General features: G+C 74.6%; 19 protein-coding genes. 11 read left to right on the top strand and 8 right to left on the bottom strand.

Going from position 1 to position 19,835, the window contains the following annotated elements; all coding sequences use genetic code 11:
* Positions 1-45 precede the first annotated feature (45 nt).
* Positions 46-2,145: an MMPL family transporter gene (locus BLW63_RS21985; protein ID WP_091161002.1), complete on the bottom strand. Its 2,100-nt coding sequence runs from the start codon at positions 2,143-2,145 to the stop codon at positions 46-48.
* An 84-nt stretch (positions 2,146-2,229) separates the two neighbouring features.
* On the opposite strand from BLW63_RS21985, the gene BLW63_RS21980 reads away from it, so the two are divergent.
* Positions 2,230-2,688, top strand: coding sequence for a MarR family winged helix-turn-helix transcriptional regulator (locus tag BLW63_RS21980; protein ID WP_091160999.1), 459 nt, complete (start codon positions 2,230-2,232; stop codon positions 2,686-2,688).
* 28 nt (positions 2,689-2,716) lie between these two features.
* Here BLW63_RS21980 and BLW63_RS21975 read toward each other — a convergent pair whose 3' ends face one another.
* The 3 genes from BLW63_RS21975 to BLW63_RS21965 all read right to left on the bottom strand — a co-directional run bounded on the left by BLW63_RS21975 (position 2,717) and on the right by BLW63_RS21965 (position 6,058).
* On the bottom strand, positions 2,717-3,043 hold the full coding sequence (locus BLW63_RS21975; RefSeq protein WP_244522729.1) for a GroES family chaperonin: 327 nt from the start codon (positions 3,041-3,043) through the stop codon (positions 2,717-2,719).
* Between the two features lie 142 nt (positions 3,044-3,185).
* The gene (locus BLW63_RS21970; protein WP_091160997.1) at positions 3,186-3,533 is read right to left on the bottom strand and encodes a metallopeptidase family protein; all 348 of its coding nucleotides are present in this window, start codon (positions 3,531-3,533) and stop codon (positions 3,186-3,188) included.
* Positions 3,530-6,058: a GuaB1 family IMP dehydrogenase-related protein gene (locus BLW63_RS21965; RefSeq protein WP_091160995.1), complete on the bottom strand. Its 2,529-nt coding sequence runs from the start codon at positions 6,056-6,058 to the stop codon at positions 3,530-3,532. The genes BLW63_RS21970 and BLW63_RS21965 overlap by 4 nt, the downstream gene beginning before the upstream one ends.
* A 3-nt stretch (positions 6,059-6,061) precedes the next feature.
* Here BLW63_RS21965 and BLW63_RS28680 point away from each other — a divergent pair, with 3 nt between their 5' ends.
* The 4 genes from BLW63_RS28680 to BLW63_RS21950 are packed head-to-tail and all read left to right on the top strand — an operon-like array spanning position 6,062 to position 9,206.
* Positions 6,062-6,190, top strand: a complete 129-nt coding sequence (locus BLW63_RS28680) for a hypothetical protein (RefSeq protein ID WP_280140561.1) — start codon at positions 6,062-6,064, stop codon at positions 6,188-6,190.
* The gene (gene serS, locus BLW63_RS21960) at positions 6,187-7,494 is read left to right on the top strand and encodes a serine--tRNA ligase (protein ID WP_091160994.1); all 1,308 of its coding nucleotides are present in this window, start codon (positions 6,187-6,189) and stop codon (positions 7,492-7,494) included. Before BLW63_RS28680 ends, serS begins: the two co-directional genes overlap by 4 nt.
* Positions 7,484-8,410 (top strand): HAD family hydrolase, encoded by a 927-nt coding sequence (locus BLW63_RS21955; RefSeq protein WP_091160993.1) that lies wholly within the window; start codon positions 7,484-7,486, stop codon positions 8,408-8,410. Before serS ends, BLW63_RS21955 begins: the two co-directional genes overlap by 11 nt.
* A complete protein-coding gene (locus BLW63_RS21950; protein ID WP_091160992.1) occupies positions 8,403-9,206 on the top strand; it encodes an HAD family hydrolase in 804 nt (267 codons plus the stop codon). The genes BLW63_RS21955 and BLW63_RS21950 overlap by 8 nt, the downstream gene beginning before the upstream one ends.
* 96 nt (positions 9,207-9,302) lie before the next feature.
* Here the strand turns inward: BLW63_RS21950 and BLW63_RS21945 are convergent, their stop codons facing one another.
* Positions 9,303-10,823, bottom strand: a complete 1,521-nt coding sequence (locus BLW63_RS21945; RefSeq protein WP_091160991.1) for a GAF domain-containing protein — start codon at positions 10,821-10,823, stop codon at positions 9,303-9,305.
* Between the two features lie 269 nt (positions 10,824-11,092).
* On the opposite strand from BLW63_RS21945, the gene BLW63_RS21940 reads away from it, so the two are divergent.
* Genes BLW63_RS21940 through BLW63_RS21920 form a run of 5 tightly spaced genes read left to right on the top strand, consistent with a single transcriptional unit; the run spans position 11,093 to position 16,107 of the window.
* A complete protein-coding gene (locus BLW63_RS21940; protein ID WP_091160990.1) occupies positions 11,093-11,539 on the top strand; it encodes a diol dehydratase small subunit in 447 nt (148 codons plus the stop codon).
* Positions 11,540-11,574: 35 nt separating this feature from the next.
* Positions 11,575-13,269, top strand: a complete 1,695-nt coding sequence (locus BLW63_RS21935) for a propanediol/glycerol family dehydratase large subunit (RefSeq protein ID WP_091160989.1) — start codon at positions 11,575-11,577, stop codon at positions 13,267-13,269.
* 3 nt (positions 13,270-13,272) lie between these two features.
* Complete coding sequence (locus BLW63_RS21930; protein ID WP_091160988.1) at positions 13,273-13,866, top strand: propanediol/glycerol family dehydratase medium subunit; 594 nt, start codon at positions 13,273-13,275, stop codon at positions 13,864-13,866.
* A 1-nt stretch (position 13,867) separates the two neighbouring features.
* A complete protein-coding gene (locus BLW63_RS21925; RefSeq protein WP_091160987.1) occupies positions 13,868-15,763 on the top strand; it encodes a diol dehydratase reactivase subunit alpha in 1,896 nt (631 codons plus the stop codon).
* Entirely contained in the window at positions 15,748-16,107 is a 360-nt protein-coding gene (locus BLW63_RS21920; RefSeq protein ID WP_091160986.1) for a glycerol dehydratase reactivase beta/small subunit family protein, read from the top strand. Before BLW63_RS21925 ends, BLW63_RS21920 begins: the two co-directional genes overlap by 16 nt.
* A gap of 62 nt (positions 16,108-16,169) precedes the next feature.
* Here the strand turns inward: BLW63_RS21920 and BLW63_RS21915 are convergent, their stop codons facing one another.
* Positions 16,170-16,448 (bottom strand): DUF4190 domain-containing protein, encoded by a 279-nt coding sequence (locus BLW63_RS21915; protein WP_091160985.1) that lies wholly within the window; start codon positions 16,446-16,448, stop codon positions 16,170-16,172.
* Between the two features lie 305 nt (positions 16,449-16,753).
* Positions 16,754-17,317 carry a bacterial proteasome activator family protein gene (locus tag BLW63_RS21910; RefSeq protein ID WP_091160984.1) on the bottom strand — a complete coding sequence of 188 codons (564 nt, stop codon included), beginning with the start codon at positions 17,315-17,317 and terminating at the stop codon, positions 16,754-16,756.
* An 88-nt stretch (positions 17,318-17,405) separates the two neighbouring features.
* On the opposite strand from BLW63_RS21910, the gene BLW63_RS21905 reads away from it, so the two are divergent.
* On the top strand, positions 17,406-18,629 hold the full coding sequence (locus BLW63_RS21905; protein ID WP_091160982.1) for a cysteine desulfurase-like protein: 1,224 nt from the start codon (positions 17,406-17,408) through the stop codon (positions 18,627-18,629).
* Between the two features lie 78 nt (positions 18,630-18,707).
* On the opposite strand, the gene BLW63_RS21900 is transcribed toward BLW63_RS21905, so the two are convergent.
* On the bottom strand, positions 18,708-19,697 hold the full coding sequence (locus tag BLW63_RS21900; RefSeq protein ID WP_091160981.1) for an NAD(P)H-quinone oxidoreductase: 990 nt from the start codon (positions 19,695-19,697) through the stop codon (positions 18,708-18,710).
* Positions 19,698-19,835: the final 138 nt, after the last annotated feature.

Below are 19,835 nucleotides of genomic sequence, written 5' to 3'. Positions count from 1 at the left end.
GCGTCGTCGGCGTGTCGGGCAGCCACCCGCCGATGATCACCGGCATCACACCCGTTCGAGCTCGCGCTCCGGCTCCTCGGGCGAGGGCCGGCGGGCCAACCGGCCGGGCCACCAGGTGCGGTCGCCCAGGAGCGAGACCGCCGACGGCACGACGAGCGAGCGGACGACGAAGGTGTCGAGCAGGACGCCGAAGCCGACCAGGAACGCCAGCTGCACGAGGAACAGCAGCGGCAGCACCGACAGCGCCCCGAACGTCGCGGCGAGCACCATCCCGGCCGACGTGATGACCCCGCCGGTCACCGCCAGCGCCCGCAGCACGCCGTCCTTCGCACCGTGCCGCAGCGACTCCTCGCGGGCGCGGGTCATGAGGAAGATGTTGTAGTCGATCCCCAGCGCGACGAGGAACACGAAGGCGATCAGCAGGATGCCGGGGTCGCTGCCCGGGAAGCCGAACACGCCGTCGAACAGCAGCGCGGCCACGCCCACCGTCGCCCCGACGCTGAGGACGACGGTCGCGACCAGCAGCAGCGGGGCGACCAGCGCGCGCAGCAGCAGCGCCAGCACGACGGTGATGACCACGAGCACGCTCGGCACGATCACCCGCAGGTCGCGGGCCGCGGTCTCCCGGGCGTCGAGGTTGCTGGCGGTGTCGCCGCCGACCAGCGCGTCCGGGTCGGCGGCGTCCAGCTCGGTGCGCAGCTGCTGCACCACGTCGATGGCCTCGGTGCTGTCGGCCGGGACGTCGAGCACCACGTCGAGCCGGACCAGCCCGTCGGCGGCGACCGGCGGGCCACCGGGGGCTCCCCCCGTGAAGGGCACCACCGTCGCGACGCCGTCCGTGCCGGTGGCCGCCTCGGCCACCGCCGGCCAGGTCGCCTCCGGCGTGACGACGACGGTCGGGCTGCCCGAGCCCGCGTCGAAGTGCCGGGCCAGCGCCTCCTGCCCGGCGACGCCGTTGGACTCGCCCCGGATCGCGTCGGAGAAGGTGATGCCCGAGGCGTCGTAGGTGGGCGCGAAGACGGCGGCGGCCACCAGTGCCAGCGTGCTCAGCGCGAGCACCCGGCGCGGGCGCCGGCCCACCGCGGCGGCGACCCGCTGCCAGCCGCGGCCCTCCGGCGGCTCGATGCCGTAGCGCGGGCGGAACGGCCAGAACGCGGCGCGGCCGAGCAGCACCAGCGCGGCCGGCAGGAACGACAGCGCGGCCACCACCGACAGCGTGACGCTCACCGCCGAGATCGGGCCCAGGCCGCGGTTGGAGGCCAGGTCGGAGAACAGCAGGCAGAGCACGCCGAGGACGACGGTGGCGCCCGAGGCCACGATCGGCTCCCACGACCGGCGTAACGCGGTGCGCATCGCGGCGTACTTCGACCGTTCCCGCCGCAGCTCCTCGCGGAAGCGGGCGACCAGCAGCAGGCCGTAGTCGGTGGCCGCGCCGACCACCAGGATCGAGGCGATCCCCTGGCTCTGCCCGTTGACGGTGATGACCCCGGCGTCGGCCAGCAGGTAGGCGACCGCGTTGCCGGCGGTGAGCGCCAGGCCGGCGGTGCCGATGACCAGGAACGGCAGCAGCGGGCTGCGGTAGACGACGAGCAGGATCAGCAGGACGACGCCGAAGGCGGCGAGCAGCAGCAGCCCGTCGATGCCGGCGAAGCCGTTGGCGAAGTCGGCGAAGATGCCGCCGGGGCCGGTGACGAAGGCGTCGGTGCCCTCGACCGGGAGCGTCTCGCGCAGGTCCTCGACCAGCGTCACGATCTCGTCGCCGACGTCCGGGGTGATCGGCAGCAGCGCCTGCACGGCCTCGCCGTCCTCGGCGGGGATGGGCGGCGTCGGCTGCCCGGCCAGGGCGCCGGCCTCCTCGGCGACGCGGGCGGCCTCCTGGACCCGCTCGCCGATGGTGGCCAGGGTCTGCTGGTCGAGCCGCCCGTCGGTGCTCTCCCAGAGCAGGACGGCGGGGATCGACTCGGTCCGCGAGAAGCCCTGCTGCAGGTCGGCCACCCTGGTGGACTCGGCGCTGTCCGGGAGGAACGCGGCGGTGTCGTTCTCCTGCAGGCCGGTCAGCCGGCTGCTGAGGGAACCCAGGGGGCCGGCGGCGCCGAGCCAGACGAGGAGGACGAGTGCGGGGAGCAGCCAGCGGAGCCGGGCCATGGTGTCATCCCTCGATCAGCGATAATCTCGACGATCGAGAGGTTAGGGACCCGGCCCAGCCGGCGCAACCCCGGGAGGTGGGCGGTGGCTGACGACCCGCGGCAGGAGGTCGCACTGCTGCTGCGCCGGCTGAGCGTAGAGCTCGACGCGGTCGGGCAGCGGTTCGCCACGATCCACGGGCTGGGCCGGACCGACGTGCGCGCGCTCGTCGCGATCATGGATGCCGCCCGCCGCGGCGAGGCGCTCACTGCCGGGACGCTGGGGCAGGCGGTCGAGCTGAGCTCGGCGTCGGTGACCGCGCTGGTCGACCGGCTGGAGAAGGCCGGTCACGTGCGCCGGGTGCGCGACCCCGCCGACCGTCGTCGGGTGGCGCTGGAGATGTCGGCGTCCGCGATGGCCGCCGGCGCGCAGTTCTTCGGCGGGCTCAACCGCGACCTGCTCGCCGCGATGGCGGGCCACTCCGAGGACGAGCTCGCCGTCGTCCACCGGTTCCTCGAGGAGATGACCGACGTGATCGTCCGCCACGCCCGCGCCGTCGACTGAGCGCCGCGCGCCCGGACCGGGACCGCTCCTACAGGTAGAGGCCGGTGGACTCCTCGATCCGCTCGGCCGCGACGGCGTGCACGTCGCGCTCGCGCAGGATGACCAGCTCCTCGCCGTGCACCTCGACCTCGTGCTGGTCCTCGGGGGAGAAGAGCACCTGGTCGCCGACCTTCACCTGGCGGACGCCGGACCCCACGCCGCGCGCCTCGCCCCAGACCAGCCGCTTGGCCACCTGTGCGGTCGCCGGGATCAGGATGCCGCCGGTGGACCGCCGCTCGCCGTCCTCCCGGCGCAGTGCGACCAGGATGCGGTCGTGCAGCATCTTGATCGGCAGCTTCCCGGCGGCTTCTGGCACGCCGATCACGGTACGCGGCGGTGACCTCCGGGATCGGCCCTCCTGCAGGGCCCCGCCGCCGGCCCCGTCCAGAGGCTCGTTTCGAGCCTGCGAGGGATGAGGACGGGGTCCTTCCACGGTGGGGGGCAGGGGGGTCCTCCTCCTACGACCAGCCGAGCTCGTGCAGCCGGTCGTCGTCGATGCCGAAGTGGTGCGCGATCTCGTGGACGACGGTGATGGTGACCTCCTCGACGACCTCCTCGGCGGTCGAGCAGAGGGCACAGATCGCCTCGCGGTAGACCATGATCCGGTCGGGCAGCGCGCCGCCGTACTCCCAGCCACGCTCGGTCAGCGCGTGGCCCTCGTAGAGGCCCAGGAGGTCGGGTTCCTCCTCGTTACGGTCCTCCACCAGGACGACGACGTTGTCCATCAGCGCCAGCAGTTCCGGCGGCACCTGGTCGAGGGCGTCGGCGACCAGCCCCTCGAAGACCGGGAGGGGGAGCGGCCTCACCAGGAGGTCGGCAGGGGGCGGCCCTCCTCGTAGCCCGCCGCGCTCTGCACCCCCACCACCGCGCGCTCGTGGAACTCGTCGACGGTGCGGGCGCCGGCGTAGGTGAACGACGAGCGGACGCCGGCGACGATCTGGTCGACCAGGTCCTCGACGCCCGGCCGCGCGGGGTCCAGGTACATCCGCGAGGAGGAGATGCCCTCCTCGAACAGCCCGGCGCGGGCCCGGTCGAAGCCGCTCTGGGTCGACGTCCGGGCCTTGACCGCGCGGGCCGAGGCCATGCCGAAGGACTCCTTGTACAGCCGGCCGGAGCCGTCGTCGTGGATGTCCCCGGCGCTCTCGTACGTGCCGGCGAACCACGAACCGACCATCACGCTGGCCGCGCCGGCGGCCAGGGCCAGGGCGATGTCGCGCGGGTGGCGGACGCCGCCGTCGGCCCAGACGTGCTTGCCGAGCGCGCGGGCCGCCGCGGCGCACTCCTCGACCGCGGAGAACTGCGGCCGGCCGACGCCGGTCATCATCCGCGTGGTGCACATGGCACCGGGACCCACGCCGACCTTGGCGACGTCCGCCCCGGCCTCGATCAGGTCGCGGGTGCCCTGGGCGGTGACCACGTTGCCCGCCACGACCGGCATCGACCCGGCCACCGAGCGGGCCGCGCGCACCGCCTCGACCGCCTTCTCCTGGTGCCCGTGCGCGGTGTCGACGACGAGCACGTCGACGCCCGCGGCGAGCAGGGCACCGGCCTTCCCCGCGACGTCGCCGTTGATCCCGACGGCCGCCGAGGTGAGCAGGAGGCCGTTCGCGTCCACCGCGGGCTGGTAGAGGGCCGACCGGAGCGCGCCCTTGCGGGTGACGACGCCGACCAGCCGGTCGCCCTCGACCACCGGTGCCGCGCTGACCCGCTCCCCGGACAGCACGTCGAAGATCTTCGGCAGGTCGGTGCCGGCCGGGACGGTGAGCGGGTCCTCTGTCATGACCTGGGAGAGCTGGGTGAACCGGTCGACGCCCTGGCACTGGCCGTCGGTGACCACGCCGACCGGGGAGCTGCCCTCGACGACCACGACGATGCCGTGCGCCCGCTTGGTCAGCAGGGCGAGGGCCTCCCCGACGGTCGACGTCGGCGACAGGGTGATGGGCGTGTCGTAGACCGGGTGGCGGGCCTTGGTCCAGGCGACCACCTCGCCGACGACGTCGGCGGGGATGTCCTGCGGCAGCACGGCCAGCCCGCCGCGGCGAGCCACGGTCTCGGCCATGCGCCGGCCGGAGATCGCGGTCATGTTGGCGACGACGACCGGGATCGTCGTCCCCACCCCGTCGGGGGTGGTCAGGTCGACCTCCAGCCGGGAGCCCACGGTGCTGTGGTTGGGCACCATGAAGACGTCGGCGTAGGTGAGGTCGGTGGCCGGGCGCTGGCCGTTCAGGAACCGCATGACGGCCATTGTCCCGCACGCCGAGCCCGGCGAGATCGGCGATCTCGCACGCTCGCGGGCCGGCATCCGTGCGAGATCGGCGATCTCGCCGGACCAGGACACGGCGACCGGCTCGGCCTCGGTGAAGCCGGTGCGCGGCATCGCCGTCCACACCGGGGTGCGGCGCAGCAGGGCGGCGACCAGGCCGCGCAGCCGGAACCAGGCGTGCAGCTGCCGGTAGCCGACGTTCTCCATCAGCCCGGCCAGCAGCAGCGCGCCGACCTCCCGGCCGCGCGTGTAGCGGGCGTAGGAGAACTCCTCGACCGCGACGGCGGCGGTCGACAGCAGCGTGCCCAGCCCCAGGGCCAGCCCGAACATCACCAGGGCGGTCGGGACGTCCAGCGCCCCGAGGCCGGCGGCCAGCGCCACCGACGCCAGGCCGACCACCTCGACGACCGGCCCCAGCAGCTCGAAGAGCAGGAAGAACGGCAGCCCGAGGACGCCGACCGGGCCGAAGCGGGGGTTGCCGATCATCCGCCGGTGCTTCCACAGCAGCTGGGCCAGGCCGTGCGACCAGCGGCGGCGCTGCCGGCCCAGGACGGCGAGGGTCTCGGGCACCTCGGTCCAGCAGACCGGCTCGGGCACGAACACCACCCGGTGCGGGCGGCGTTGCCGGCGCAGGTGCTCCTGCAGGGTCACCACCAGCTCGGCGTCCTCGGCGAGGGAGAGCGCGTCGAGGCCGCCGACCTCGACGACCAGGTCGCGCCGGAAGAGGCCGAAGGCGCCGGAGATGATGAGCAGCGCGTTGGCGTCGGCCCAGCCGGTGCGGCCGAGCAGGAACGAGCGCAGGTACTCGACCACCTGGAAGCGGACCACCCACCGGGAGGACAGCCGCGGCTCCAGGACGCTGCCGCGGGCCACCCGCGCGCCGTTGGCCGCCCGGATGACGCCGCCGGCGGCGACCACGTTGGCCCGGTCCTCGACGAACGGGCGGGCCACCTGCACGAGCGCCTCGGGCTCGAGCAGCGAGTCGGCGGCGACCATGCGTACCAGCGGGTGCCGGGCGACGTTGAGCGCCGCGTTCAGCGCGTCGAGACCGCCGACCCCGGCACCCACGCCGTGGGCGACACGCTGGCCACCCTGGAGCTGGAGCGCGCCCGGGTGCGGGCCGCGGTCACCGAGCTGCTGAGCGCCGTCGGGTCGGGTGGCCGGGACGCCGCCGACGGGCCACCTACGATCGAGCGGTGATCGACCTGCGCCTGGTGCGTGAGCACCCCGACCTCGTCAAGGCCAGCCAGCGAGCCCGCGGGGCCGACGAGTCCCGGGTCGACGAGCTGCTCGCCGCCGACGCCGCCCGCCGTGAGGCGGTCAAGCGCGCCGACGACCTGCGGGCCGAGCAGAAGGCGGCCTCGCAGGCGGTGCGGAAGGCGACGCCGCAGGACCGGCCGGCCGTCCTGGAGAAGGCGAAGGCGCTCGCCGCCGAGGTCAAGGACGCCGAGGAGGCGCTGCGGGCCGCCGACGCGGCGCTGCGGAGGGCGCACCTGCGCATCCCCAACGTGGTCCACGACGGTGTCCCGCCCGGCGGTGAGGACGACGCGGTGACCCTGCGCACCGTGGGCGAGGTGCCGGCCCACGACTTCCCGGTGCGCGACCACCTGGCGATCGGCGAGGCGCTCGGCGCGATCGACACGGAGCGCGGGGCCAAGGTCTCCGGCGCCCGCTTCTACTTCCTGACCGGCCCGGGCGCGATGCTCGAGTTCGCGCTGGCGCAGCTGGCGATCGGCCAGGCGGTGACGGCCGGGTTCACCCCCGTCGTCGCCCCCGCCCTGGTGCGGCCCGAGGCGATGGAGGGGACCGGCTTCCTCGGCGAGCACGACGAGGAGGTCTACCGGGTCGAGCGCGACGACCTCTACCTCGTCGGCACCTCCGAGGTCGCGCTGGCGGGCATGCGCAGCAACGAGGTGCTCGACCTCTCGGCCGGGCCGCTGCGCTACGCGGGCTGGTCGTCCTGCTTCCGCCGCGAGGCCGGCTCCTACGGCAAGGACACCCGCGGCATCATCCGCGTGCACTGGTTCGACAAGGTCGAGATGTTCAGCTTCTGCCGGCCGGAGGACGCCGCGGCGGAGCACCTGCGGCTGCTGACCTGGGAGGAGCAGTTCCTGCAGGCCCTGGAGCTGCCCTACCGCGTCGTCGACATCGCCGCGGGCGACCTGGGCACCAGCGCCGCCCGCAAGTACGACATCGAGGCCTGGTTCCCCTCGCAGGGCACCTACCGGGAGCTCACCTCGACCTCGGACTGCACCACCTTCCAGGCCCGCCGGCTGAACACCCGATACCGCGACGCCGACGGGAGGAACCAGACCGCGGCCACGCTCAACGGCACGCTCTGTGCGATCGCCCGCACCATCGCCTGCCTGCTCGAGGTGCACCAGCGCGCCGACGGGTCGGTGCACGTGCCGGAGGCGCTGCGCCCGTTGCTCGGCGGCGTCGAGGCGCTCACCCCCGGCATGACGCTCGTGGCGCCCGCGCCGGGCCGGTCGCATGAGGGCTGACCGGCCGGACGTGCTGCCCAGCACCGGGACCGCCGGCGCCAGGGCGGAGGACGTCGTCGAGCTCGGGGACCTCGGTACCTGGCGGCCCGAGCTGGTCGCCACCGACCTCGACGGCACGCTGCTCACCTCCGACGGCGAGGTCAGCGCGCGCACCCGGGCGGCGCTGACGGCGTGCTGGGACGTCGGCATCCCGGTGGTCGGGGTGACCGGCCGCGGCCCGCGGCTGTTCGACAGCGTGCGCGCGGCCCTCGACGGGCGCGGCATCGCCGTCCTCGCGCAGGGCGGCTTCGTCGTCGACCTGGAGCGCGACGAGGTGCTGCGCACGGTCGGCCTGCCGCGCGAGCAGGCGACCGCGGTCATCGAGCAGATCGAGTCGGTCGCCGGCGAGCTCGTCATCGCCGTGGAGGACGCCGCCGAGCAGGGCGAGGTGCACTCCCCGCTGCGGGTCCAGCACGGCTTCGACTGGCCCTACCCGGAACCGGCGCACCTGCTGCCCCGGCACCAGGTGCTGCCCACCGGGGCGGTGCTCAAGGTCTTCCTCCGCTCGCAGACCCTCGGCCAGGACGAGCTGCTGGCGCGGGCCCGCGAGGTGGTCGACCCGTCCCGCGCCGAGGTCACCCACGCCGGGCTGGGGTTCATCGAGGTGCTCCCGCCGGGCATCACCAAGGCGACCGGCCTGGCCATCGCGCTGGAGCGCTACGGGGTCGGCTTCGGCGACGTGCTGGTCTTCGGCGACATGCCCAACGACCTGCCGATGATCGAGGCGGTGCGGGACGCCGGCGGCCGGGCGGTCGCGGTGGCGAACGCGCACCCCGCCGTCCGGGCGGCCACCCCGCTGCTCACCAGCGGGCACGACGTCGACGGCGTCGCCCGCTACCTGGAGGCACTGCTCGACGGGAGGCGGCCGGGTGTCTGACTGGCAACCGCGGCTCATCGCGACCGACATGGACGGCACCTTGCTGCGCGGGAACGACACCGTCAGCGACGCGACGGTGGTTGAGCTGGAGCGCTGGCGGTCCGAGGGCGTACCGGTCGTGCTCGCCACGGGCCGGCCGCCGCGCTGGATGGTCCGCATCCGCGAGGTGCTGCGCCACGGCACGGCGGTGTGCTGCAACGGCGCCGTCCTGCTGGACCTGGCCGGCTTCGAGGTGCTCGAGGAGGACGCCCTCGAGCCCGCGGTGCTGCAGCAGGTCACCGCCGAGCTGCGCCGGCACCAGCCCGACACCTGGTTCGCCGTCGAGTACGGCCTGGAGTTCCGCCACGAGCCGGTCTACCAGCCGCGGTGGGACGTCGACGCGCCCGGCGTGGCGGTGGCGACGCTGGAGGAGATGGTTGCCGCGCCCGTGGCCAAGCTGCTGGCCCGCCACGAGACGCTGCCGCGGAACGACTTCATCGCGCTCGTGGAGCGGGTCGTGGGGGAGACCGCCACGGTCACCAACTCCTCCACCGACGCGCTGGCCGAGATCTCCGCGCGCGGCGTCACCAAGGCCACCGGCATCGCCAAGGTGGCTGCCGAGCACGGCGTCGGCCCCGAGGACGTCGTCGTCTTCGGTGACATGCCCAACGACATCGCCGCGTTCGACTGGGTGCGCGAGGGCGGTGGCCGGGCGGTGGCGATGGCCCACGCCCACCCCGACCTGCTCGCCGCGGCCACGGACGTCACCGGCACCAACGAGGACGACGGCGTCGCGGCCTTCCTCGCTTCGCTGTGACACCGTCGGCCGCCCAGCGCGCCGTGATCATCGGCGGGTGGCTGATCCCGTCGGCGTGTCGGACGACCACCTGCCGATGATCACGGTGGCGCTTCCTCACTCGGCGCGGAGGCGGGCCGCGCGCAGGGCCACCCCGGCGGCCCGGGGGTCCCCGGCCGGCAGCAGGGCGAGCAGCCGGTCGTGGGCGTCGAGGTCGTCCTCGCCCTGGGGGTGCAGGACGAAGGCGTGCAGCACCCCCACGTCGCGGGTGGCCAGCGCCGCGGACCGCAGCCCGGCGGTCAGCTCCTCGCGCAGCTGCCGGATCTCGGTCGCGTCCGACCGCGGCAGCAGGGGGCCGGCGCACGTCCGCAGGGCGGCGGCGACCTGCCCGGCGCGCAGTGCCCGGCGGGCCGACCCGAAGTCGCTGTCCACCGCGCCCGCGAGCCGGTAGGGGCGGGTGCGCAGCACGTCGGCGCCCAGCAGCGAGCGCAGCCGGCGCATCTGCACGCGCACGGTCGTCTGGTTGCCGTCGTCCCCGTAGAGCAGGTAGGCGAGCTGCTCCCCGGTGAGGCCCTCCGGGTGCAGGGCGAGGGCGGTGAGGATCTCCGCCGCACGCAGCGGCAGGGGGACGGCGCGACCGTCGAGCACCGCGCTCGGCGTGCCGTTGCCCGTGACCCGCAGCGCCAGTGCCGAGGTGCGCGACGGGCCCGTCGTCCGGGAGGGGCGCTGCGGCTCCCGCAGCAGGTGGCCCTCGGCGAGCGGCTCGACCAGCACCTCCCGGCCGTCGGGCAGCAGCACCCGGTCGGTCGCCCCGTCCAGGTCGACGCGGTCGGGCCACCCGCCGGACGGGTCGGGGGCGAGCACCCGGCCGGTGGGGGTGACGAGCGCGCCGGCCGTGCCCCTTAGCTGGGCGAGGTGCGGCGCGTTGCGCAGCAGGAAGCGCTGGTCGGCCTCGGCCGTGCGGACCCGCAGCTCGGCCTCGGCCAGCTGCGCGGTGGTCGACACCAGCTGTGCCAGCGACGGGTGCATCACCCGCAGCGGCCCGCTGAGGTCGACCGCCCCCAGGACCGCCCCGGTGTCGGGGTCGTGCACCGGCGCGGCCACGCACGTCCACGAGTGGTACGTGCGGACCAGGTGCTCGGCGGAGTGGATCTGAACCGGCGCGTCCACCGCCAGCGTGGTGCCCATCGCGTTGGTCCCGATGGCGGTCTCGCTCCAGTCCGTGCCGGGGAACAGGCCGACCCGGTCCGCGGGGCCCAGCAGCTCGACGGCCCCCTCCCGCCAGAGGATGTGGCCCGCGGCGTCGGTGACGAGCAGCAGGTGCACCGCCTCCTCGGCGACGCCCGCCAGGCTGTTCCGCAGCAGCGGCATGACGGCGCCCAGCGGGTGGGCCGATCGGATGTCGCGCAGCTCGTTCGGGGCGTGCACCACCGGCGGCGTGCGGCGGTCGGGGTCCACGCGGGCCGCCAGGCTGCGCTCCCAGGACGCGGAGACGACCGGACGGGGCGCCCGGCGGACCGGACCGTCGCCGAGCACGGCGTCGAAGGTCTCGGCGAGCCGCCTGGCGTGCGCGGCCGGGTCGGTACCGGCCAGGTCACGGCCGGTGCGGGGGAGCCGGTGCCGGGCGGAACGGGTCATGACACCCCCGAGCGTCCTGGCCGGGCGGGCGGCCCCGGCCTGCCGCGGATCATCACCCATGCCCGTCCGGCCAGCAAGGCGCGCCGGGCGGTCCCGCCACCGGGAAGGTCACCGGGTCCCCTGCCCGGCCGGGCAGGTGCCGGCCCGGCCGGGTGGAGAGGTCCGGACGGCGGCCGGGTCGATGCAACGTCGGTGCAACGTGGCGCGTGCCACAGTGGCGCGACGCTGCGACGTCCCGATGCGCCGACCCACCGAGGAGTGAGCCTGCGATGAGCGCCCCCCGGCCGCCCGAGCTGACCGCTGCGGACTACCCCCTGTCGATCAACCGTCCCGAGCTGCTGCGCACCCCCACCGGCAAGCCGATCACGGCCCTGACCATGGACGCGGTCGTCTCCGGTGAGCTCTCGGCCGAGGACCTGCGGATCGCGCCCGAGACCCTCCAGCTGCAGGCGCAGCTCGCCGACGCCAGCGGCCGTCCCCAGCTGGCCGCCAACTTCCGCCGGGCCGCCGAGATGACGGCCATCCCGGACGACGAGGTCCTCGGCATGTACAACGCGCTGCGCCCGCGGGCGTCCACGGCAGCGCAGCTCGGTGAGCTGGCCGACCGCCTGGAGGGGACGTACGGGGCGCCGGTCTGTGCCGCCCTGGTCCGCGAGGCCGCCGAGGTCTACGCGCGCCGCGACCTCCTGGCCCGCCCGACCGCCGACGTCGGCTGACCCGTTCCGCAGGACCGAGAGGGGACGTCCCGCCCATGACCAGCACGAAACCCCGCACCTCGACGCGCACCGAGGTCCTCGAGAGCCGCCCGGTGAACCTCGACGGGTTCGTCGAGGAGTGGCCCGAGAAGGGCCTGGTCGCGATGGAGAGCGACTTCGACCCGGCGCCCAGCGTGCGGGTCGAGGACGGCCGGATCGTCGAGCTCGACGGCAGGTCGCGTGACGACTTCGACTTCATGGACACCTTCATCGCCAACCACGCGATCGACGTTGCGTCGGCGGAGGCGTCCATGGCCATCTCCTCGGCCCAGATCGCGCGGATGCTCATCGACCCGGGGGTCTCCCGCGACGAGGTGCTCGCGGTGACCCGCGGCCTCACGCCGGCCAAGGTCCTCGACGTCGTCAAGCTGATGAACGTCGTGGAGATCATGCAGGGGATGCAGAAGATGCGTGCCCGGCGCACACCGGCGAACCAGGGGCACTCCACCAGCGCCCGGGACAACCCGATCCAGGTCGCCGCGGACGCCGCCGAGGGAGCCCTGCGCGGGTTCGCCGAGCTGGAGACGACCCTGGGGGTCCTGCGGTACGCCCCCCTGGTGGCCATCGCGTTGCAGGTGGGCGCCCAGGTCGGCCGGGGCGGCGTGCTCACGCAGTGCGCGCTGGAGGAGGCCACCGAACTCGAGCTCGGGATGCGCGGCATCACCGCCTACGCGGAGACGATCTCGATCTACGGCACCGAGTCGGTGTTCGTCGACGGGGACGACACCCCGTGGTCCAAGTCGTTCCTGGCCGCGGCGTACGCCTCGCGCGGGATCAAGATGCGCTTCACCTCGGGCACCGGGTCGGAGGTGCAGATGGGCAACGCCGAGGGCAAGTCGATGCTGTACCTGGAGATCCGCTGCATCCTGATGGCCAAGGGGGCCGGGGTGCAGGGGCTGCAGAACGGTTCGATCAGCTGCATCGGCGTGCCCGGGGCGGTGCCGGGCGGCCTCCGGGCGGTGGCCGCGGAGAACCTGGTGGCCAGCATGGTCGACCTGGAGTGCGCGTCGGGGAACGATCAGTCGTTCTCGCACTCTGCCATGCGTCGAACGGCGCGGGCGATGCCCCAGATGCTCCCGGGCACCGACTTCGTGTGCTCGGGGTACTCGTCGGTCCCGAACGCCGACAACATGTTCGCCGGGTCGAACTTCGACACCGAGGACTTCGACGACTGGAACACCATCCAGCGGGACTTCCAGGTCGACGGGGGGCTCCGGCACGTCCGCGAGGACGAGATCCTCGCCGCCCGCAACAAGGCGGCCCGTGCGCTGCAGGCGGTCTTCGCCCACCTCGACCTCCCGCCGATCACCGACGACGAGATCGAGGCGGCCACCTACGCCAACTCCTCGAACGACTACCCGCTCCGGGACGTGCTCGCCGACCTCAAGGGCGCGCAGTCCATCATGGACCGGGAGATCACCGGCCTGGACCTGGTCAAGGGCCTGGAGTCGGCCGGCTTCCACGACGTCGCGGAGAACCTGCTCACCGTCCTGCGCCAGCGGGTGTCCGGTGACCTGCTGCAGACCTCCGCCGTCCTGACAGCGGACTTCACACCGCTGTCGGCGATCAACGACCCCAACGACTACGCCGGTCCGGGCACCGGGTACCGGCTCCAGGGCGAGCGCTGGGAGCAGCTCAAGAAGCTGCGCCACGTCACGTCGTCGACCAACCCCGAGGCCGAGGTGGGCTGAACGATGACCACTCCGACGACGACCGCGCCGGAACGCACGGTCAGCCTCCGGGAGGTGGGTCCCGCGCGGCGCGGCACCCGCCCCGACGAGGTCGTCATCGCGCTGTCCCCGGCCTTCGCCGGGCACTTCACCAAGACGATCGTCGACGTCCCGCACGCCGAGGTGCTCCGCCAGCTGATGGCCGGCGTCGAGGAACAGGGCGTGACGGCGCGGCTGGTGCGGGTGCTCGACACCGCGGACCTGGCGGCTATCTCGCACACCGCGGCGAGGCTGTCCGGGTCGGGGATCTCGGTGGGCGTGCTCTCCCGCGGCACGACGATGATCCACCAGAAGGACCTGCCGCGGCTGAGCAACCTGGAGCTCTTTCCGCAGTCCCCGCTGCTCGACGCCCCGGTGTTCCGGATGATCGGCTCGAACGCCGCGCAGTACGCCAAGGGGGAGTCCCCGCAGCCGGTGCCGACCCGCAACGACCAGATGGCCCGCCCCCGCTGGCAGGCGAAGGCGGCACTGCTGCACCTGAAGGAGTTCGACTGCATCGAGGCGGGCCGGGGTCCGGTGGAGGTCGAGGCCGTCTTCGGTCCGGGCACCGCCGGCTGAGGTGGGCGCACGCGAGGGCGCCCCGCCGGAGGGGCTGCTCGTCGTCGGCGTCGACATCGGCAACTCGACGACCGAGGCGTGCCTGGCTGTCGTCGCGCCCGACGGCTCGATCACCTACCTGGGCACCGACCTGACCCGGACCACCGGGGTGAAGGGCACCCCGGACAACACCGAGGGCGCCCTCAAGGCGATCCGCGGCGCCCTGGCCAGCGCGGGCCGGAGCGCGGGCCAGGTCGAGACCGTGCTGCTGAACGAGGCGACGCCGGTGATCAGCGGCCTGGCCATGGAGACGATCACCGAGACGATCATCACCGAGTCGACGATGATCGGGCACAACCCCACCACCCCGGGTGGTGGGGGTCTCGGCGTCGGCACCACGCGGTCGATCGGGGAGCTGGGAGAGCAGCAGCCCGGTGAGCCGGTGGTGTGCGTCGTGCCGCACGGGTGGGACTTCGACGACGTCGCGGCGACGCTGAACGCCGCCGTCGCCGCCGGTGTGGACGTCGTCGCGGCGATCCTGGCCGGGGACGACGCCGTCCTGGTCACCAACCGGCTCGCCCGGCCCATCCCGGTGGTGGACGAGGTCTCCGCCGTGGAGAAGGTCCCGCTGGGCATGCTGGCTGCCGTCGAGGTGGCCGCACCGGGGCGGACCATCCGGACGCTGTCCAACTCCTACGGCCTGGCCACCGTCTTCGACCTGGACCCCGTCCAGACCCGGCAGGTGTCCCCGGTGGCCCGGGCGCTGACCGGCAACCGCTCGGCGGTGGTCGTGCGCACGCCGACGGGGGACGTCACCGATCGGCGCATCCCGGTCGGCGAGCTGGTGCTGCACGGCGCGGGCAAGACGCTGCGGGTGGACGTCGACGCCGGCGCGGAGGCGATCATGGAGGTCGTCGGCCGGGCGCAGCCCCTCGACGACGCGCGCGGGGAGCCCGGGACCCACGTCGGCGGCATGCTCGCCCAGGTCCGCGACACGATGGCCGACGTCATGGACGTCGCCGGCCAGCCGGACGTGCCGGTGTCCGACATCGCCATCCGTGACGTGCTCGCGGTCGACACGTTCGTCCCGGCCGAGGTGCGCGGTGGGCTGGCCGGGGAGGTGGCCCTGGAGAACGCGGTCGCGCTCGCGGCGATGGTGCGGACCAGCCGCAGCCGGATGCAGTTGGTCGCCGACCTGGTGTCCGAGGGGCTGGGCGCCGCGGCGGGGATCGGCGGGGTCGAGGGCGAGATGGCGGTGGGCGGTGCGCTCACCACGCCCGGCGTCGACCGGCCGATCGCCGTCCTCGACCTGGGCGGAGGCTCGACGGACGCCGCCCTGCTCACCCGCGAGGGCGAGTGCACGGCCGTCCACGTGGCCGGGGCCGGGGAGCTGGTCACCAAGCTGATCGACTCCGAGCTGGCGCTGGGCGACCGAGAAGTGGCCGAGGGCGTCAAGTGGTTCCCGCTCGGCAAGGTGGAGAGCTTCTTCCACCTGCGCCACGAGGACGGCACGGTGGAGTTCGTCGATCAGCCGCTGCCGCCGCACGTCTTCGCCCGGGTCGTGGTGCTGACCCCGGACGGTCCCGCACCGGTCCCCACCCGGCACGGCCTGGACCACGTCCGGCGGGTGCGCCGCGAGGCGAAACGGCGGGTCTTCGTGGTCAACGCCCTGCGCGCACTGCGCCAGGTGGCGCCGGGGGGCAACCTGCGGGCGCTGGAGTTCGTCGTCCTGCTCGGCGGCTCGGCGCTGGACTTCGAGATCCCGGACATGATCGCCGACGCCCTCGCCCCGCACGGGATCGTCTGCGGCACGGGCAACGTGCTCGGCACCGAGGGACCCCGCAACGCGGTCGCATCGGGTCTGGTCCGCGCCCACGCCGCCCTGGTGGCGGAGGAGGCCCGGTGCCGGAGCAGCTGACGGCGCCGGGGCCGCGGCCGGCCGTGCTGGTGTACCGGCACCCCGGGGCCCCGGCGGTGGTGCTGCGGCAGGTCTGCGCCGGCGTCGAGGAGGAGGGCGTGCCCACGGACGTCACCGAGGTCCCCGGCCCGGACGACGCCACCGCCCTGGCCCACGCGGCGGCCGGCGAGTCCCGGCTGGGCGTGGGCATCGGCCTGGACGCGGCCGGTGCCGCCGCCGTGCACCACGGCACGCTGCCCGAGGGGACGCCGGTGGTCACGACGCCGGCCCAGGCGCTCTCCTCGGACTGGCGACGGGTCGGCCGGATCGCCGCCCGGGTGGTCAAGCACCTGCCGCTGGTCTGACCGCCCGCACACACGCCGACGGCGCCGCCACGCGGGACGGCGCCGTCAGCGTGCGTGCCCGCTCAGGTGAACAGGTTGTAGGCCACCACCATGTTGACGATCGCGAGCACGATGGCGATGGTGCCGGTCACCAGCCCGGCCGTGGCCTGGCCACCCCGTCCGCCGTCGCGCCGTGCCGCGGCGCCGAGGCCGACGGCCACCACGCCGAGGGCCAGACCCACGACGGCGAAGAGCAGGGCCAAGAGGATGCCGGCGATGCCGGTCACCAGCGAGGCGACCGCCAGGCCGTTCGACCCGCCGGTGCGCCCGGTCCGTGCGGTGCTCGTCTGCTCGCTGGTCATGGGTCCTCCACGCGTCGGTCGACGGCCGAGATCTCCGGCCGTCGACCGGCTCGGGTGGGTGTCCGCGGACCGCCCGAAACCGCCCCACCGGGCCGTTCACCAGGTCAGGACATCGGCCACACGTGTCGTGCCCGCCCCGTGACCGACCGCGTGCCAGTCGCCGGCCTGCTGCACCTGGCTGCGGTGTGGTTCCTGCGAGCGGGGGGCCGGAGGCTCCCCCGAGCAGGGACGGGGGTCCGGGGCTCAGCGACAGCCGGGGACGGCACCTGGCCGCGGTGTCGGCCGGCAGGCCGACGATGTCGTCGCTACAGGTACTGGCCGCCCGCGTGCGGGTGCGGCCCCGGCGCCGGCTGCGAGCCGCCGGGCAGCGCGCGGCGACGCATCTCCTCGAGCTGGGCGCGGGCGGCCATCTGCTGGGCGAACAGCGCGGTCTGGATGCCGTGAAAGACGCCCTCGAGCCAGCCGACCAGCTGGGCCTGGGCGATGCGCAGCTCGGCGTCCGACGGCGTCTCGCCCTCGCTGAAGGGCAGCGTGATCCGCTCGAGCTCGTCGCGTAGCTCCGGGGCCAGGCCCTGCTCCAGCTCCCGGATCGAGGATGCGTGGATGTCGCGCAGCCGGTTGCGGCTGGCGTCGTCCAGAGGCGCGGCGCGGACCTCCTCGAGCAGCTGCTTGATCATCGTGCCGATCCGCATGACCTTCGCCGGCTGCTCGACCATCTCGCCGATGCTGCCGCCCTCGCCGGCCGGGTCGTCGCCGCGCGCGCCCAGCGGCCCGCCGTCGGGTACGGGCATCGTGCCGACGGGCCGGCCGTCGGGGCCGACGACGACGACCTGCTGAGGGCGTCCACTGCCGTTGTCAGGTGCGGTCATGTCCCCATCCTCCCCGGCCTCGCGGAGGCCTGCCGGGGTGGCCCTGGTCGCCTCCGGCCGCCAGGGGCAACGTCTAGTGTCGAGGGCCATGGGACCGGGGGAGGCGCGGCTGGACGTCGCCCGCGTCCGGGGCCTCTTCCCGGGTCTCTCCGACGGTCTGGTGCACGCCGAGGGGCAGGCCGGCGCGCTGCTGCCCGAGAACGTCGTGCACGCGGTGGCGCAGGCCATGCGGGTGCCGGTGGCCAACCGGGGCGGGGTGTTCCCGGCGTCCGCGCGTGCCGAGGGGCTGCTCGCCAGCGCCCGTACCGCCGTCGCCGACCTGGTCGGTGGGGTCCCCACCGGCGTCGTCCTCGGGCCGGACCCCTCCCGGCTGACCTGGACCCTCGCCCGGGCACTGGCTCGCACCTGGCGGCCCGGCGACGAGGTGGTGGTCAGCCGGCTCGACCACGACGCCAACGTGCGGCCCTGGGTGGAGCTGGCCGGCCGCGCCGGCGTGGTCGTGCGCTGGGCCGAGGTGGACATCGAGACCGGCGAGCTGCCCGACTGGCAGTACGACGAGCTGCTCGGCCCCCGTACCCGGCTGGTCGCGGTGACGGCGGCGAGCTCCGCCATCGGCACGCGGCCGGAGGTCGCGGCGATCGCCGGGCGCGCGCACGAGGCCGGTGCGCTCGTCTACGTCGACGGCACGCACGCCGCCGCGCACGGCCTGCTAGACCTGCGGGCCCTGGGGGCGGACTTCCTCGCCGTCGCCGCCGACATGTGGTGCGGCCCGCACGTGGGTGCGGTGGTGGCCGACCCGGGGCTGCTCGTGGACCTGGAACCGGAGAAGCTCGCGCCGGTCCCCGACCGGGTGCCCGACCGCTTCGAGAGCGGCGGGCACGCCTTCGAGCTGCTGGCCGGGGTCACCGCCGCCGTCGAGTACCTGGCCGCGCTGTGCGAGGACGCCACCGGCACCCGGCGGGAGCGGCTGCGCACCGCCATGACGGCGGTGGCCACCTACGAGCGCAGCCTGTTCGACTGGCTGGACCAGGCGCTGCGCGCGATGCGCCACGTGCAGGTGATCGGCTCCGCGCCGAACACCACGCCCACGCTGTCGTTCACCGTCGCCGGGATGCGTCCGCGGCAGGTGGCCCACGAGCTGTCCCGGCGCGGCATCTGCGCGTGGGACGGCGACCTCTCGGCCCGGGAGCTGTTCAACGCGCTCGGGGTCAACGAGGAGGGCGGCGCCGTCCAGCTGGGGCTGATGCACTACAACACGGCCGAGGAGGTCGGGTACCTCATCGACGCGGTCGCGGCCCTGCGCCCCCGCTGAGAGAGGTGACGTCCTGGAACGGCCCTCCTGCAGGGTCCCGCCGCGAGCCTGCGAGCGGTGGGGGGCAGGAGGGTCCTTCTACTCGGCGATGAGCAGCACCTTCCCGACGTGCTCGCTGGCGTCGACCACCCGGTGCGCCTCGGCGGCGCGGGACAGCGGCAGCCGCCGGTCGACGATGGGCCGGACGACGCCGCGCTCGACGTCGGGCCACACGTCGTGCCGCACCGCCGCGACGATCTCGGCCTTGCCGCCGGGCCCGGTCGCCGGCCGGGCCCGCAGCGTCGTGGCGTGCACCGAGGCCCGCTTGCGCATCAGCTTGCCCAGGTCCAGCTCGGCCTTGGTGCCGCCCTGCATCCCGATGCAGACCAGCCGCCCGCCGGTGGCCAGGGCGTCGACGTTGCGCGCCAGGTACTTGGCACCCATGTTGTCGAGGACGACGTTCGCGCCCGCGCCGTCGGTCTCCTCCCGCACCCGCTCGACGAAGTCCTCGTCGCGGTAGTTGATGCCCACCTCGGCGCCGAGCTCGCGGCAGACGTCGAGTTTGGCCTGGGTGCCCGCCGTCGTGAGCACGCGGGCGCCGGCGCGGGCGGCCAGCTGGATGGCCATCGTGCCGATGCCGCTGGACCCGCCGTGCACCAGGAACGTGTCACCGCGGCGCAGCCCGGCGAGCATGAAGACGTTGGACCACACGGTGCACACGACCTCGGGCAGCGCCGCCGCGGTGGCCAGTTCCACCCCGGCCGGCCGGGGCAGCAGCTGCCCGGCCGGGACGGCGACCCGCTCGGCGTAGCCGCCCCCGGACAGCAGCGCGCACACCTCGTCGCCGACCGACCAGCCGGTCACGCCCTCGCCGACCTCGCTGACGACCCCGCTGCACTCCAGACCGAGGATCTCGCTGGCCCCCGGGGGTGGCGGGTAGGAGCCGGCCCGCTGGAGCAGGTCGGCCCGGTTGACCGCGGTCGCGACGACGTCGACGACCACCTCGCCGGGCTCCGGCACCGGGTCGGGGACCTCGCCCCAGCCGAGCACCTCGGGGCCACCGGATCCGCTGAGGGTTACCGCGCGCATGGCCCGACCCTAGAAGGACCCCTCTGCCCCCCACCGCTCGCACGCTCGCGGCGGGGCCCTGCAGAGGGGCCGTTCCAGCACGTCACCGGGCTCGCGGCGGGGCCCTGCAGAGGGGCCGTTCCAGCACGTCACCGGGCT

Origin of the sequence: Geodermatophilus africanus, assembly GCF_900107105.1 — a bacterium.
Classification (GTDB): domain Bacteria; phylum Actinomycetota; class Actinomycetes; order Mycobacteriales; family Geodermatophilaceae; genus Geodermatophilus; species Geodermatophilus africanus.
Note: the sequence above shows the minus strand (reverse complement) of the source record. Positions and strands in the feature narration are given on the sequence as shown.